12 protein-coding genes are annotated in these 14,535 nt (G+C 73.2%); 6 read left to right on the top strand and 6 right to left on the bottom strand.

The features are described from left to right. The first annotated feature begins 23 nt into the window (after window positions 1-23). Window positions 24-1,277 (top strand): acyltransferase, encoded by a 1,254-nt coding sequence (locus tag ACEY2A_RS03255; RefSeq protein WP_374929445.1) that lies wholly within the window; start codon window positions 24-26, stop codon window positions 1,275-1,277. Here ACEY2A_RS03255 and ACEY2A_RS03250 read toward each other — a convergent pair. After that, window positions 1,245-2,609 (bottom strand): MFS transporter, encoded by a 1,365-nt coding sequence (locus ACEY2A_RS03250; protein WP_374929444.1) that lies wholly within the window; start codon window positions 2,607-2,609, stop codon window positions 1,245-1,247. The genes ACEY2A_RS03255 and ACEY2A_RS03250 overlap by 33 nt on opposite strands. 111 nt (window positions 2,610-2,720) lie before the next feature. Further along, window positions 2,721-4,031, bottom strand: coding sequence for a hypothetical protein (locus ACEY2A_RS03245; protein ID WP_374929443.1), 1,311 nt, complete (start codon window positions 4,029-4,031; stop codon window positions 2,721-2,723). A gap of 184 nt (window positions 4,032-4,215) precedes the next feature. Between ACEY2A_RS03245 and ACEY2A_RS03240 the strand changes: the two genes are divergently transcribed. The 4 genes from ACEY2A_RS03240 to ACEY2A_RS03225 are packed head-to-tail and all read left to right on the top strand — an operon-like array spanning window position 4,216 to window position 9,334. Then, a complete protein-coding gene (locus tag ACEY2A_RS03240; protein ID WP_374929442.1) occupies window positions 4,216-5,484 on the top strand; it encodes a homoserine dehydrogenase in 1,269 nt (422 codons plus the stop codon). Further along, window positions 5,481-6,995, top strand: coding sequence for a threonine synthase (thrC, locus tag ACEY2A_RS03235; RefSeq protein WP_374929441.1), 1,515 nt, complete (start codon window positions 5,481-5,483; stop codon window positions 6,993-6,995). Before ACEY2A_RS03240 ends, thrC begins: the two co-directional genes overlap by 4 nt. An 8-nt stretch (window positions 6,996-7,003) precedes the next feature. Beyond that, entirely contained in the window at window positions 7,004-7,885 is an 882-nt protein-coding gene (thrB, locus tag ACEY2A_RS03230) for a homoserine kinase (protein WP_374929440.1), read from the top strand. A gap of 9 nt (window positions 7,886-7,894) precedes the next feature. Continuing rightward, complete coding sequence (locus tag ACEY2A_RS03225) at window positions 7,895-9,334, top strand: aldehyde dehydrogenase family protein (protein ID WP_374929439.1); 1,440 nt, start codon at window positions 7,895-7,897, stop codon at window positions 9,332-9,334. On the opposite strand, the gene ACEY2A_RS03220 is transcribed toward ACEY2A_RS03225, so the two are convergent. Next, window positions 9,315-10,661 (bottom strand): D-arabinono-1,4-lactone oxidase, encoded by a 1,347-nt coding sequence (locus ACEY2A_RS03220; protein WP_374929438.1) that lies wholly within the window; start codon window positions 10,659-10,661, stop codon window positions 9,315-9,317. The genes ACEY2A_RS03225 and ACEY2A_RS03220 overlap by 20 nt on opposite strands. Then, window positions 10,658-11,902, bottom strand: coding sequence for an alanine racemase (locus tag ACEY2A_RS03215; RefSeq protein ID WP_374929437.1), 1,245 nt, complete (start codon window positions 11,900-11,902; stop codon window positions 10,658-10,660). Before ACEY2A_RS03215 ends, ACEY2A_RS03220 begins: the two co-directional genes overlap by 4 nt. A gap of 64 nt (window positions 11,903-11,966) precedes the next feature. Here ACEY2A_RS03215 and ACEY2A_RS03210 point away from each other — a divergent pair, with 64 nt between their 5' ends. Next, window positions 11,967-12,809: an aldo/keto reductase gene (locus ACEY2A_RS03210; RefSeq protein ID WP_374929436.1), complete on the top strand. Its 843-nt coding sequence runs from the start codon at window positions 11,967-11,969 to the stop codon at window positions 12,807-12,809. Here ACEY2A_RS03210 and ACEY2A_RS03205 read toward each other — a convergent pair. Both ACEY2A_RS03205 and ACEY2A_RS03200 read right to left on the bottom strand, forming a co-directional pair. After that, window positions 12,751-14,079, bottom strand: a complete 1,329-nt coding sequence (locus ACEY2A_RS03205; protein ID WP_374929435.1) for an APC family permease — start codon at window positions 14,077-14,079, stop codon at window positions 12,751-12,753. The genes ACEY2A_RS03210 and ACEY2A_RS03205 overlap by 59 nt on opposite strands. Then, window positions 14,076-14,528: an OsmC family protein gene (locus ACEY2A_RS03200; RefSeq protein ID WP_374929434.1), complete on the bottom strand. Its 453-nt coding sequence runs from the start codon at window positions 14,526-14,528 to the stop codon at window positions 14,076-14,078. The genes ACEY2A_RS03205 and ACEY2A_RS03200 overlap by 4 nt, the downstream gene beginning before the upstream one ends. Window positions 14,529-14,535: the final 7 nt, after the last annotated feature.

Raw genomic sequence — 14,535 nt, 5'->3', positions numbered from 1 at the left:
CCGGCGGGGGGCAGAATGCGCGCATGCAGACGACGGGCGCAACACGCCAACGTGACTGGGTGGTGGACGTGGTGCGGCTCGCCGCGATGCTGATCGTGGTGGCCATGCACTGGTGCTACCTGCACCTGTGGATGGACGACGGGCTGCAGATGGAGCTCGCGCTCTCCGGCCCGGTGGTGTGGGCCCTGACCTGGCTGCTGCAGGCCATGCCGGTCTTCTTCGTGGCCGGTGGGTTCGCCAACACCCTGCTCGTGGACCGCTGGCGTTCCTCGGGTGAGCCGTTGGGGGCCTTCCTCGGCCTGCGGGCGCGCCGCCTCACCTCGCCGGTGCTGCCGCTGCTGGCGGTCACCCTGGTGGTGGTCGTGGTCGGGGGGCTGATCGCCCCCTCGCTCTCGGCCACCATCGGCGACCAGATCGCCAACCCGCTGTGGTTCCTGGCCGTCTACCTGCTGTGCACGGCCCTGGCCCCGCTGGCGGTGTGGGTCTTCGACCGCATCGGGTTCTGGTCGGCCGCCCTCCTGCTGGCCGGCGCCTTCGGCGTGGACGCGCTGCGCTTCTGGGCCGGGGTGGACGTCACCTGGCTGAACCTGGCCCTGGTGTGGCTGTTCTGCCACCAGCTGGGCATCGCCTACGCCCGCCGGCGGGCCTGGACGGCCTCCCCCTGGCAGCTGGCCGGTGTGGTGGCCGCCTGCGTGGCCGTGCTCGTGGTGATGGTGGTGCCCGGCCCCTGGTTCCCCACCAACCTGGGGGTGCGGGACGCCCCGGTCTCCAACCTGGCGCCCACCACCGCGGCCCTGGGCGTGCTGGGCATCGCCCAGTGGGCGGTGCTCACCGGGGTGGGCAGCCACCTGCTGGGGCGGGAGCCCAGAGAGCGGTGGCGCCGCCGCATCGGCACCGGCAACGCGCTGGCCATGCTCATCTACCTGTGGCACGTGCCGGCCATGACCGTGATGATCGGCATCGGCATGCTCGCTCCCGACCTGCTGCTGCCGCCCAGCATCACGGGCTGGGCCATGGTGCGCCCGGTGTGGTTCGTCCTCTCGGGGGCCATGCTGGCGGTGATGGTGTACGGCGCCATGCGCTGGGAGGTCTGGTTCAGTCGGTTCGCCACCACCAGCTCCACCGTGGCGGGCCTGCTCGGCGCCGCGCTCGGCACCGCCGCCATCTACCGCCTGTGGCAGCTGGGTTTCGGCACCTCGGTGCAGCAGCTGGCCTGGGAGGCGGCACTCGTGCTCGCGGTGGTCCTACTCAGTGCGCGCCGAGGCGTGCAGGCCTGAGATGCCGTCCACCACCTCGGTGTGGGCACCCGCCAGGTCCACCTGGGTGTCCAGCGGGTGGCGCAGCTCGTCCCCCCGCAGGTCGGCCAGGACGTAGCAGACCAGGCCCAGCAGCGGGATGCCCACGGACGGCAGCGCGAAGATGACCCACAGTGGGAGCACCTGGGCCACCGGGCCGGCCACCGCCATGGACACCGGCATCATCGCCAGGGAGACGAAGAAGTCCAGCGAGCTCACGCGCCCCAGCATGGAGCGTGGCACGCGACGCTGCAGCAGCGTGCCCCAGATGACCATGCCCACCCCGTCACCCACGCCGAAGACGAAGAGCACCAGGCCCATCAGCCAGAACTGGTCGGTCACCGCCAGCAGGAAGAACGGCACGGCCGCCACCGACCACACGGAGATCATCACCGTGAGGTACCGCCCCGGCAGGGGGCGTGAGCTGATGCCGATGGCGCCGACGGCAGCGCCCACGCCCAGGCAGGCCAGCAGCAGGCCGAAGGTGTCCGGGCCGCCGCCGCGCTCGGTGACGATGAAGGGCAACAGCACCTCCATGGGCCCGATGAAGAGGAAGACCGCGACGACCGACCAGACCAGGGTGGCCGCCAACCAGGGGGTCCGCCAGGTGTAGGCCGCCCCCTCGGTGAAGTCCTGCCAGAGGGTCTGCGGCTCGCGCCCCTCCTCCACGGGAAGGGCCCGGCGGGTCAGGCCGCCGGTGTGCATGCGCAGCACGCACAGCACCGCCAGTGCCTGGGAGACCGCCATGACCACCATCGCCGCCTGCGGCGCCAGTGCACCCACCAGGAAGCCCGCGGCGGCGGGGCCGAGCGCCTGCTGCAGCACGGGGCGGCTCGCGGCCTCCACGCCGTTGGCGGCCAGCAGCTGGTCGTCGTGCAGCACCCGCGGGAGCAGCGCGGAGTAGGCGGGGTTGTAGATGCCGGCCGCGGACATGGCCACGAAGGCCGCCACCATCAGGTGCCACACCTGCAGCTGACCCGTCGCGCCCAGCAGGGCCACCACGGCACCCACCAGTGCGAGCACCGTGGAGCAGGCGGTCAGCAGGCCACGCAGGGGCAGCCGGTCAGCCGCCACCCCGCCGAGCAGGGCGAACACGATGAGGCCGACCGCGCCCACCGCCGTGACCGCCGAGAGGTCCAGCTCGGTGCCCCCCAGGCCCTTCACCGCATAGACCAGGCCCACGGTCCACACACCGGTGGCGAAGGACACCAGCAGGAGGCTCGCGGCGAGCAGACGGTAGTCGGGAGTCGCGAAGGGTGCCAGGAAACGGGGCAGCCCGGGACGGGGCGCCGGGGCGGACGGGTGCGCCGTCATGGGGCCTCCTGGTGTGGGTGCGGGTGCGGGTGCGGGCGATCGTGCGTGGCGACGCCAGGGGCACCCGCGCGATGCGGGTGCCCCTGGCGTTCAGGTGGTGCGGGTGGCGCGTCAGCCGTTGCTGGCCTCGGCCTGCTGCTGCTCCAGCTCCGCAATGAGCTCGTCGAGCTCGGCCATCTCCTCCTCGGAGAGGCCCTCACCGCCGGCCGGCGGCTCGGCGGCGGTCGAGGGCTGCGCCGCGTCGGCCGGGGGCACGGGGGCCCCGGGGTTGCCCATGCCGGACTGGCTGGCGTCGAGCATCTCCTGCGGCACCTCGGCGAACTGGTCGGGCTTGGCCGGAGCGTCGCCCTGGGTGTAGTCGACCGTCATGCCCAGCGGGCTGTCGCCCAGCTGGTCCTTGAGCTGCTGGTACTCCTCCCTGTCGGAGGCCTCCATGCTCTCGGGGTCGATCCAGTCGACGAACTGGCGGAAGTCCACCTTCATGGACTTCAGCTGGTCGCCGTCCAGGCCGATGTCGATGAAGGCCTTGGCGTCGTCCTTGATGGCCTTCTTGGTGTCCTCGTCGAGGGCCGGCATCTTCTCCGACGGGTCGGTGACCGACTTGTTCACGATGGCGGCGAAGTCGTCCCAGCTCTTCTCCACGGGGATGGACACGCGCACGTTGTCACCCTCCTTGGTGAACTCGCCGTGCTTGTCCATGAAGCCCTTGAGGTCCTGCTGGATCTCGGCCTGCTTCTCCGGGGAGATGTCGGCCTGGGCACCGGTGGCGTCCTTGGTGAGGTCCTCCAGCGACATGCCGTTCTCACCGACCAGCTCGTTCATCTTCTCGGGCGTGATGCCGATCCACTCACCCTCGAGGGCCTTGTTCAGGAACTGCATGTTCGGGTCGTCGGCGGGCACGCTCTGGCCGCCGGTGATGCCCATGCGCAGCTGGTCGGCGGTGAACAGGCCCGTCTCCTGACCGAGCTTGTCCACGTCGGCGCGCATGTACATGCCGCCCTCCACCATGCGGATCTCGACCTTGCCCTCACCCACGTGCAGGGTCATGGCGGTGTCGAGGTCCTTGAGGTCCTTCTCCTCGGCCAGGGCCTGGTCGCGCGAGTGCTGCGCGATGGTGACCTTGGTCTTGGGGAGCAGCTCGGCGAAGTTCTGCAGGTTCGCCTGGTCCGTGGCGCTCGCACCCCCCGAGGCGGAGGCGTCCAGGGCCTTGCGAATCAGCTCCTCGTCGACGTCCAGGGACATCGTCGTGGTCTGGGTCTTGGCGTCGTTGGTGTTCTCGAAGGCCTGCATGACAGCGGTCTTCGGGTCCTCGTCGGCCTTGGCGTTGCCGCCGTCGCCGCCGCCGGAGTTCTCGTCGCTGCACGCCGCAAGCACCACCGTGGTGCTCATGGCCGCGAGCAGGGTCAGGGTCGTGCGCTTCATCGTGCCCCCTAGGGTCCGGTCAGTGCCGACTCTCGACACCTGCTGACAAGTATCCACCACCGCCCCGGCGGGCCGCGCACCTCCGGGGAATGACCTGGTTCACACCGGGTCATACCACACGGGGACCCGCAGTTAGGATCGAACGGACGTCCGGAATCCGCGTGAAGGAGCCATGATGCCCGAGATGACCACCGCAGGATCCGTGGGCGCGCGCCCGGTGGGCGTGGCCCTCATCGGCTACGGCACCGTGGGCCAGGGGGTCGCAGCCGGCCTGGCGGCGCACCACGACCGGTGGCTCACACAGCTGGGCGTGGACGTGCAGCTGCGCCACGTGGTGGTGCGCGATGCCGCAGCCCCTCGTGACGTGCCCGCGCCCCCCGGCACCCTGGGCACCGACGCCGCCGCCGCAGTGGCCGACCCCGCGGTCGACCTGGTGGTCGAGGTCGCCGGCATGGTCGATGAGGGGCGCCGCCTGCTCGGTGACGCGCTGCGCGCCGGCAAGCACGTGGTGAGCGCCAACAAGGCCCTGCTGAGCGCCCACGGCGAGGAGCTCGCAGGGCTCGCGCAGGAGCACGGCGTGAACCTCCTCTTCGAGGCCGCGGTCGCCGGTGGCGTCCCCATCGTGCGGGGCCTGCGCGATCTGGTGCGGGTGGACCACGTGCACACCGTGGACGGCATCCTCAACGGGTCCTGCAACTACATCCTCACGGCCATGTCCGAGGGCACCGACTACGAGACCGTGGCGGCCCGGGCGCAGGAGCTGGGCTACCTCGAGGCCGACCCCACCGCAGACGTGAGCGGGGCGGACTCGCTGCGCAAGCTGCGGCTGCTGGCCTCCATGGCCTTCGGTGGGCCGGTGCTGGAGGAGGACATCGACTGCACCGGCATCGACCGCATCACGGCCGCGGACATCCTGGCCCTCAAGGCGGCCCCCGGGGGCCCCCGCGAGGTGCGCCTGCTGGGCCGCGCCCAGCTGGTGGAGCCCGGTGGCGAGGCGTACACGGCCGTGGTGGAGCCGGTCGCGGTGCCCCAGGACCACTGGGCCGCGGGCATCCTGGGCTCCACGAACGCGGTCACCCTGGGGGCCGACCAGGTGGGTGCCCTCACCTTCTCCGGCCCCGGCGCAGGGCGCCACGAGACGGCCTCGGCGGTGCTCACCGACCTGGTGGACGTCCTGCTGGGCGCCGTGCCGACGTCCAGCCCGCTCGGTGACCGCCGCTTGCGCAACACCCGCGATGAGGTGACGGGCCGCTGGTACGTCCGCAGCAGCGACGCCCTGAGCACCCAGCTGGAGCCCCTGCTGGAACGCACGCACCTCACCAGCCCGCTGAGCGGCCTCACCGGCGTGGTGCGCCGCAGCGAGCTCCAACCGTGGCTGGACGACCCGGGCAGCTGCGTCATCCGCTGGGAGCCGGCTGCCCACGACCTGGACGCGCAGGAGGACGATCGATGAGGTTCAGCAGCACCCGTGGTGGGGCACCGCAGCAGGGCGCCGCGCGGGCCATCCTCACCGGCCTGGCGCCCGACGGCGGCCTCTACGTGCCGGAGCGGATCGCCCCGATCGACGTCGAGTCACTGCTGGACGCCGGGTGGGTGGAGGTGGCCGAGGCGGTCATGGGCCCCTACCTGACCGCCGAGGGCGGGCTCGAGCCCGAGGACCTGCGCCAGGCCGTCCGGACCGCCGCTGCGCGCTTCGAGCACGAGGACGTGGTGCCGGTGGAGCTGCTCGGCGAGGGCTCCGGCGCCATCGGCCTGCTCGAGCTCTTCGGAGGTCCCACCCACGCGTTCAAGGACGTGGCGCTGACCCTGCTGCCCCACCTGGTGACCCTGGCCCGCCGGGCCGAGGGCGAGCAGGGCACCACGCTGGTGCTCACGGCCACCTCCGGCGACACCGGCAAGGCGGCCCTGGAGGGCTTCAGGGACGTGCCGGACACAGAGGTGGTGGTGCTGTACCCCACCGAGGGCGTCAGCTTCATGCAGAAGCAGCAGATGCGCACCCAGGCCGGCGAGAACGTCCACGTGCTGGGCATCCACGGGGACTTCGACGACGCCCAGCGCGCGGTGAAGGCCCTCTTCGCCGATGAGGGGGCGCGCGAGCGCCTGGATGCGCGCGGCTACTCCATCAGCTCGGCCAACTCCATCAACCTCGGCCGCCTGCTGCCGCAGATGGTCTACTACGTGACCGGATACGCGGCACTGCGCCGAGCGGGGGTGGTGGCCGCCGGCGAGCAGGTGGACGTGGTGGTGCCCACGGGCAACTTCGGCAACCTGCTGGCTGCCACCTGGGCCCGGGCTGCGGGCGTGCCCCTGGGGTCGCTGGTCTGCGCGACCAACGAGAACCGGGTGCTGGCGGACTTCTTCGCCACGGGCACCTACGACGCCCGCCGTTCGCTGGTGCGCACCGACTCCCCCTCCATGGACATCCTGGTGAGCAGCAACCTGGAGCGGTACCTGTACGAGGCCAGTGGCGGGGACACCGCGCGGGTGCGCACCGCCTTGGAGACGCTCGCCCGGGAGCGCCGCTTCGACTGGGGCGAGCTGCCGGGCCGGGGTGCCAACCCGGTGCTGGCCGGTGCGGCCACGCGGCAGGAGGCGGCCGAGACGCTGCGGCGCGTGCACGCCGAGCACGGTGCGCTGGTGGACCCGCACACGGCGGTGGCCCTGCACGTGCTGGAGCGCTACCGGACCGGGGAGCTCACCGACGGGCAGGCGCCGGCATCGCGCCCGGCGCTGGTGGCGGCGACGGCCAGCCCCTACAAGTTCGCCCCGGCGGTGCTGGGCGCCCTGGGCGGCGAGGCCGACCCGGACGAGTTCGAGACCCTCGTGCGCCTGGCCACCACGGCGGCCGACGAGCGGGGCGCCCCTGCCGGGCTGTCCGGGCTGCGGGAGGCCGAGGTGCTGCACGACCGGGTGGTGGAGGTGGCCGAGGTGCCCGCCACCATCGAGGAGGTCCTGCACCGATGAGGGTCGCGGTGCGAGTGCCCGCCACCTCGGCCAACCTGGGCACGGGATTCGACGCACTCGGCCTGGCGCTGGGGCTCTTCAACACGGTGACCGTCACGTCCCTGCCGGACGGTCCCACCGCGGAGCTGCCGGTCACCACGGCCGCCGAGAGCCTCCCCGTGGCCGCCTACGAGCGAGCCTGCGCCGAGCACGGCGTCCGGCCGTTGCCGGTGCACGCAGCGGTGACCGGCGACGTGCCCAGCTCGCGCGGGCTGGGCTCCTCGGCCACCTGCATCGTGGGCGGGGTGATGGCGGCCGACGCCCTGCACGGGCTGGGGCTCGACCGGCCGGAGCTGGTGCGTCTGGCCACGCTGGTGGAGGGCCACCCGGACAACGTGGCCCCGGCGGTGCTCGGCGGCATCGTCGTCTCGGCCACCTCCGGGGACCGGGTGCACAGCCTGCCGGTGCCGCTGCCGGCCGGTGGCGGCCTCGACCTGCTGCTCGCCGTGCCCGACCACCCGGTCTCCACCGAGGCCGCACGCGCCGCCCTGCCCGACCGGGTCCCCCATGCCGATGCGGTGCACAACGCCGCCCGGAGCGCGCTGCTGGTGGCGAGCCTGGTCTCCGGGCGCACCGAGCTGCTCGGCGAGGCGATGGACGACCGCCTGCACCAGCCCCACCGTGCCGGCCTCGTGCCGGGGGTCACCGAGATCCTGGCGACCGCCCGCGACGCGGGTGCGGCCGGCGCGTGCGTGAGCGGCGCCGGACCCTCCCTGCTGGTGGTGGCCCCGGGCCCACAGACCGAGCGCCGGCTGCGCGATCACCTGGCAGACCACCCCTGGGGGTGGGAGCTGTTGAGGCTGCCGCTGGACCCCACCGGAGCACAGGTGGAGGGCCCCTCCCCTGCGTAGGCTGGAGGCATGAGCACCGAGCCGAGCAGCGACCCGAGCACCACCGAGCAGTCGACGGGACAGCCGACCGGGCAGGAGCGCACACCCGACCTGAGCGGCGTCCACGAGCTGGCTCGTGAGACCTGGGAGTCCGGCCGCATGCGCAGCCTGGAGGCCCGCCGCGAGCAGCTCCAGGCCCTCAAGCGCCTGGTCCGCGAGGGGGGTGACGAGCTGGCCGCCGCCGTGCAGCAGGACCTGGGCAAGTCCCCCACCGAGGCCCGCACCACCGAGCTGTCCGTGGTGGTGACCGAGGTGGACCACGTGCTCAAGCACCTCAAGGGCTGGCTGGAGCCGCGCAAGGCCTCGGTGCCGATGGCCTTCCAGCCCGCCAGCGGGAGGGTCCGCCGGGAGCCCCTGGGGTCGGTGCTCATCATCGGCCCGTGGAACTACCCGGTGAACCTGGTGCTGATGCCGCTGGTGGGGGCGCTGGCCGGTGGCAACACCGCGGTGCTCAAGCCCAGCGAGCTCACCCCGGCCACGGCGGACGCCCTGGCCCGGCTGGTGCCGCAGTACCTGGACCCCGAGGTGGTGCAGGTGGTGACCGGGGGCGTGCCCGAGAGCACCGCCCTGCTCGAGCTGCCCTGGGACCACATCTTCTACACCGGTGGCGAGCGCGTGGGCAGGATCGTGATGCGGGCCGCGGCCGAGCACCTCACGCCGGTGACCCTCGAGCTCGGCGGCAAGTCCCCCACCTGGGTGGGCCAGGAGACGGACCTGCGGACGGTGGCCCGCCGCATCGTGTGGTCGAAGTTCGTCAACGCCGGCCAGACCTGCGTGGCGCCCGACCACGTGCTGTGCACGGCGCGCACCCAGGCCGAGCTGGTGCCCGAGCTGGGCCGCGCGATCCGGGAGATGTTCGGGGACGACCCGCGTTCCAGCGCCGACTACGGCCGCATCGTGAACACCGAGCACGCCGAGCGGCTGGCCGGTCTGGTGGACGGCGCCGTCATCGGGGGTGAGGTGGACGTGGAGGAGCTCTACCTGTCCCCCACCGTGCTCACCGACGTGACCGACGACCACCCGGCCATGGCCGAGGAGGTCTTCGGCCCGGTGCTGCCGATCGTCCCGGTGACGGACGTCCACGACGCGATCCGCCGGGTGAACAGCCGCCCCCACCCGTTGGCGCTGTACCTGTTCACCGACGACCTCGACGAACAGGAGCTGTGGCTGGCCAGCACCCGCTCCGGCGGCGTGGGCATCAACATGCCGCTGGTGCACGTGGCCGTGCCGGACCTGCCCTTCGGGGGCGTGGGTGCCAGCGGCATGGGCAACTACCACGGTCTGGCCTCGCTGGAGACCTTCACCCACGAGCGCTCCGTGCTGTCCAAGCCGCTGGCCCCGGACACCATGCGCATCGTCTACCCGCCCTACGGGCCGGTGAAGCAGCGCCTCATCCGCGCGGTGCAGTGAGCCCCAGCACCCGGTCGGTGTACTCGTTGCCCAGCACGCGTGCGGGGTCGAGCTGCCCGCGCAGGGCCTGGAAGTCCGTCATCCGCGGGTAACGGGCAGCCAGCTCCGGGGCGTTCAGGGAGTGCATCTTCCCCCAGTGGGGTCGGCCGTCGGCCGCGCGCAGGATGCGCTCCAGCTCCGCGAAGTACCCCCGGGCACGGCCGTGGTCGTGCACCGTGTGCACCGCGATGAAGGCACGCGGCCCGCCGTGGGCCATCGACAGCCACAGGTCGTCGCCGGCCACGCTGCGGATCTCCAGCGGGAACCCGATGGGCCAGCGGCGCCGCCGCAGGGCCCGCTGCACCTCGCGCATGACCTCCGGCAGGTCGGCGAGCGGCACCCCGTACTCCATCTCGCGGAAGCGCACCGTGCGGCTGCTCACGAACACCGCGTGGGAGGGTCCCACCACGCGGTGGGGCTCGAGCCCGCCGAGGGTGCGGTTCAGCCACGGCGCCTGCCCCGGGAGGAGGTCGGCGGCCCGCGCCAGCGCGGCCAGGCCCGCGTTGGACAACAGCCCGTCGGTGAGAGTGCGCCCCGACCAGCTGCGCGGTACCGGGGTGGTGTCCGCCGGCCGCCGCGCGGTGGCCTTGGTGATGGCACGCGGGTGGTGCGGGAACCAGAAGGCCTCGAAGTGGTCGTGCGCCGCAGTGTGCTCGGCCCAGTCGTCGAAGAGCTCGCCCACGGGCGCACTGTCCACCCGCAGGTCCAGGCTGAAGGCCGGCACCAGCTGGAGCGTGACGTCCACCAGCACCCCCAGCACGCCCAGCCCCACCGCCACCGCGCCCAGGCGCGGGTCCTCGGGCCCGATGCGGTGCACCTCACCCGTGCCGTCCACCAGCGTGGCGCCCCGCACCTGCGTGGCCAGGCAGCCGAACGCGGCCCCGGTGCCGTGCGTGCCGGTGGAGAGCGCACCGGCCAGAGTCTGCCGGTCGATGTCGCCCATGTTCTCCAGTGCCAGGCCGTAGGGGGCCAGCAGCTCCGGCAGGGCGTGCAGCGGCGTGCCCGCGCCCAGGGTCAGCAGGCCCTGGTCGGCACGGGAGTCGTCGACCACGCCGGTCAGCCGGTCCAGGCGCAGCGAGGCGCCCGGTGAGTCCCCGCCAGCCCGGGGGGCCGCCACCCCGGTGAACGAGTGACCGCTGCCGGCCGGGTGCAGACGGCGACCGGCCGCTGCGGCGCGGCGCACCGCATCGACCACCCCCGGGAGGTCGTCCGGGGTGAGACACGGCGCATCCGGCACCCGCACGGTGCCCGACCAGGTGGCGAATCCGGTGCTGCGGCCACTGCTCACAGGAAGGCCTTCCCCTCGCCCCGGTAGGTGGGCACGGTCTCGCACCGGCCCTCCTCGTCCACCAGCACCAGCTCGTTCACACGCTCGGCCGGCTCCCCGGACTTGGCGTGCCGCATCCACACCCGCGAGCCCACCTCCAGCGCATGACCGGCCCGACGAGCGGCGCGCGCCCCCGTCAGCGGGGTCTGCACCTCGCCGGCAGCCTCGGTGGAGGTCAGCGCCAGGCCCGGCGGATGCACCGGCAGTGGCAGGCGGTCCGGGCGCTGCTCCCCCGTGGCCACCCAGCCGCTGCCCAGCACGGTCACCACATCGTCCGAGGGGGCCCGCACCACGTCCAGGCCAATGGCCATCGCCGGCTCCAAGTGGATGGCCCGGTACCGGTCGAAGAGGTGGCCCACCAGCAGGCCCGAGCCCACGGTGACCTCGGTGAGGCTGGCGTCGTGCGCAGACCACTCCACCGATCCCGTGCCCCCGCCGTTCACCAGCTGTGGCGCGTGGCCCAGCACGTCGGCCACGGCCTCCACCACGGCTGCCCGCTGCTGCGGCAGCCCCCGGCGGGCCAGGTCCTGCATGCGGCGCACGACCATCCGGTAGGCACGGTCGGCGCGGTCACCGGTGACGGGCAGGTCCTGCACGCCGGCCACGTGGCCCTCGTATGTGAGCAGCCCCGCCAGCCGCACCCCCGGCTCGGCGACCACCTGGCGGGCGGCACGGCGCACCGCATCGGGCCCGTGCAGGGGGGAGCGCTGCGGACCGATGGACAACGGTCCCTTCCGCAGGGAGACATCGGCCTCCAGCACCACGGTCACCTCACAGGTGCCCCCGGTGCGCTCCCTGGCGGCTCGGACGGCGGCCAGCTGGGCGGGATCGTCCACGGTGAGGGTCACGGCGGCGGTCAGGGACTCGTCGGACACCAGCGCGTCCAGGCCGGCGGCGTCCACCGTGGGGTAGGCCACCAGCAGGTCGTCGCTGCTGCCCCGTCGCGCCAGCCACAGGGCCTCCGGCAGGGTGAAGGCCAGCACCCCCTGCACCCCGGGGTGGGCCAGCGCGCGCTCCAGCACCGGGCGCGAGCGGATGGACTTGCTCGCCAGGCGCAGCGGCACCCCGCCGGCCGCGTCCACCATCGTGTCCAGGTTGTGCTCCACGGCCGCCCAGCGCACCGCGGCCACCGGGGCGGGATGGTGGCGGGTGGCGCGGTCGAGCAGCTCCCAGGTCTCGGCGGCACTCTCGGGGTGGTCCATGGTGAGACGGTACTGCGACGGTGACCCCCGGCCAGCGACGCACCGCGTGTCTAGGCTGGCCTCCATGACCTCGCTGCGCCCCACCGACGAGCACACCCTCAACGACGGCACCACCCTGCCCCTCATCGGGCTGGGCACCTACGGGCTGACCGGCGCCGACGGGGTCACCGCCATGCGGCACGCCCTGGACACGGGCTACCGCATGCTGGACACGGCGGTGAACTACGACAACGAGGCCGAGGTCGGGCGCGCCGTGGCCGGGTCCGGGCTGGACCGCGATGCCATGCAGATCGTCACCAAGGTTCCCGGGCGACACCACCGCAGCGCAGAGCAGTGCGTGGAGGACTCCCTGCGCCGGCTGGGCACCGACCACGTCGACCTCGTGCTCATCCACTGGCCCAATCCCACCCAGAACGAGTACGAGTACGCCTGGGACGGGCTGGTGGCCGCCCGGGAGCGCGGCCTGACCCGCAGCATCGGCGTCTCGAACTTCCACCCCCACCACCTGGACCGGATCATCCGCTCGGTGGGCGTCACACCATCGGTCAACCAGGTGGAGCTGCACCCCTCCTTCGCCCAGGACACGATGCGGGAGGCGCACGCCGAGCGCGGCATCCTCACCGAGGCGTGGAGCCCGCTGGGCAAGCGTGAGGCGCGCTACGACGCACCGGAGGTGGCCGGTCCCGCCGAACGCCACCAGGTCACGCCGGCGCAGGTGATCCTGCGCTGGCACCTGCAGCGGGGTGTGCTGCCGATCCCGAAGTCGGCCACCCCGGAGCGCCAGCGGGCCAACATCGACCTGTTCGGCTTCCAGCTGACCGACGACGAGGTGGCGGCCATCAGCGCGCTCAGCCGGCCGGACGGTCGGCTGTTCGGCGGGGACCCCGACCACCACGAGGAGGACTGACCCGCCGCGGGACGTCCCGGCGGGCCACCCACACGACCAGGCCCACGGCCACCAGCACCAGTCCGCCGACCACGCTGACCAGCGGCAGGCTCGCGGCCAGCACCAGGCAGCCGGCCAGGCCCAGCAGCGGCACCACCCACCCGGCACGCCACTCGTGGCGCAGGGTGAAGGCCGCCGCATTGGCCACGGCGTAGTAGAGCAGCACGCCGAAGCTGGAGAAACCGATGGCGCCCCGCAGATCCACCGCGAGCACCAGCACCAGCACCACGGCGGCCACCACCAGGCTGGCCACGCGGGGCACCTTCTCGCCGGTGGCAGCGGTCGCGGTGACACCCAGGGCGGCGGGCAGGTCGCGGCGCTCGCCCATGGCCATCAGGGTGCGACCCACACCGAGCAGCAGGGCCCACAGGGCACCGAGGGCCGCCAGCCCGGCCACCACGCCCAGCACCACGGCCCACCAGGAGGACACCCCGCCGGCCAGGTCGCGCAGCGGGGCCACGCTGGTCACGATCCCCTCCGGGCGCAGGCGCACCAGCAGGGTGACCGCCACCGCGGCGTAGAGCGTCAGGGTGATGGCGACACCCCATCCGATGGCGCGGGGAATCGTCCGCCGCGGGTCGGTGACCGTGTCCCCCAGGGTCGCGATGCGGGCGTACCCGGCGAACGCGAAGAAGACCAGGCCCGCGGCCTGCAGCACTCCGGAGGGGGTCACCTGCTGGGGAAGCTGCACCCCCTCGGCGTCGGCACGGGAGGTCCACAAGGTGGGGTCGGGCGGGAAGACCCAGGAGAGCAGCACCGTGGTCACGATGCCCGCCAGCACCAGGGCCACCACCACCCGCGCCACGCGGGCGGACTTCACGACCCCGCCGAAGGTCACCGCCGTGAGGAGCACCACCGCCAGCACGGCCACCAGCTTCTCCCCACCGGGCCAGAGGTAGGCACCGGCCACCAGGGCCATCGCGGCACACGACGCGGTCTTGCCCACCACGAAGCACCACCCGGCCAGGTGGCCCCACAGCGGCGAGAGCCGCTCCCGGCCGTACAGGTAGGTGCCCCCAGCGCCCGGATGGCGTGCGGCCAGCTGCGCACTGGAGCTCGCATTGCACCAGGCCACCACGGCGGCGACGGCCAGGGCGGGCAGCAGCCAGGCGCCGGCGGAGGCGACTGCCGGGCCCCAGACACCGAAGACGCCTGCCCCCACCATGGCCGCGAGGCCGATGGTGAGCGCGTCGCCGAAGGTGAGCTGGCGCGAGGAGGTGGAGCCGCTCACTCCACCGGCCGGCCGTCGGTCAGGGAGAACTCCACCGGGGTCTCCAGGGCGACGGTGCGGCTGACGGTGCAGAGCCGGTCGCGGGACTTGGCCACCGCGGCGGGCAGCACCTCGGCGGCCCTGGTGCCGCCCTCGTCGTCGGCGAAGGCCACGTCGAACTCGGCCTGCACGTCGGTGAGGTGGTTGCCGTCCTCGTCGCGCACCTTGGTGCCGCGGGCCTCCACGGCGAAGCGCTCGGGCTCGGCCCGCTTGCTGGTGATGAAGTCGACGTCGATGGCGGAGCACCCGGCCACGGCCGCCAGCAGCAGCTCCACCGGCGTGAAGTCCGCGGAGGAGCCGTCGCCGATGGTGATCGTGCCTCCTCGCTCGTTGGTGACGGTGAAGGCGGCGAACTCGGTGCGCTCCAGGCGAACCGAGCGGGGACTGGGCGGGGTGGGCGAGGTGCTCATGGGCATA

This window comes from Kytococcus sedentarius (assembly GCF_041937525.1).
GTDB classification, from domain to species: Bacteria; Actinomycetota; Actinomycetes; order Actinomycetales; family Dermatophilaceae; genus Kytococcus; species Kytococcus sedentarius_A.
The sequence above is the reverse complement of the archived record's forward strand: the minus strand, read 5'-3'. Positions and strand labels throughout refer to the sequence as shown.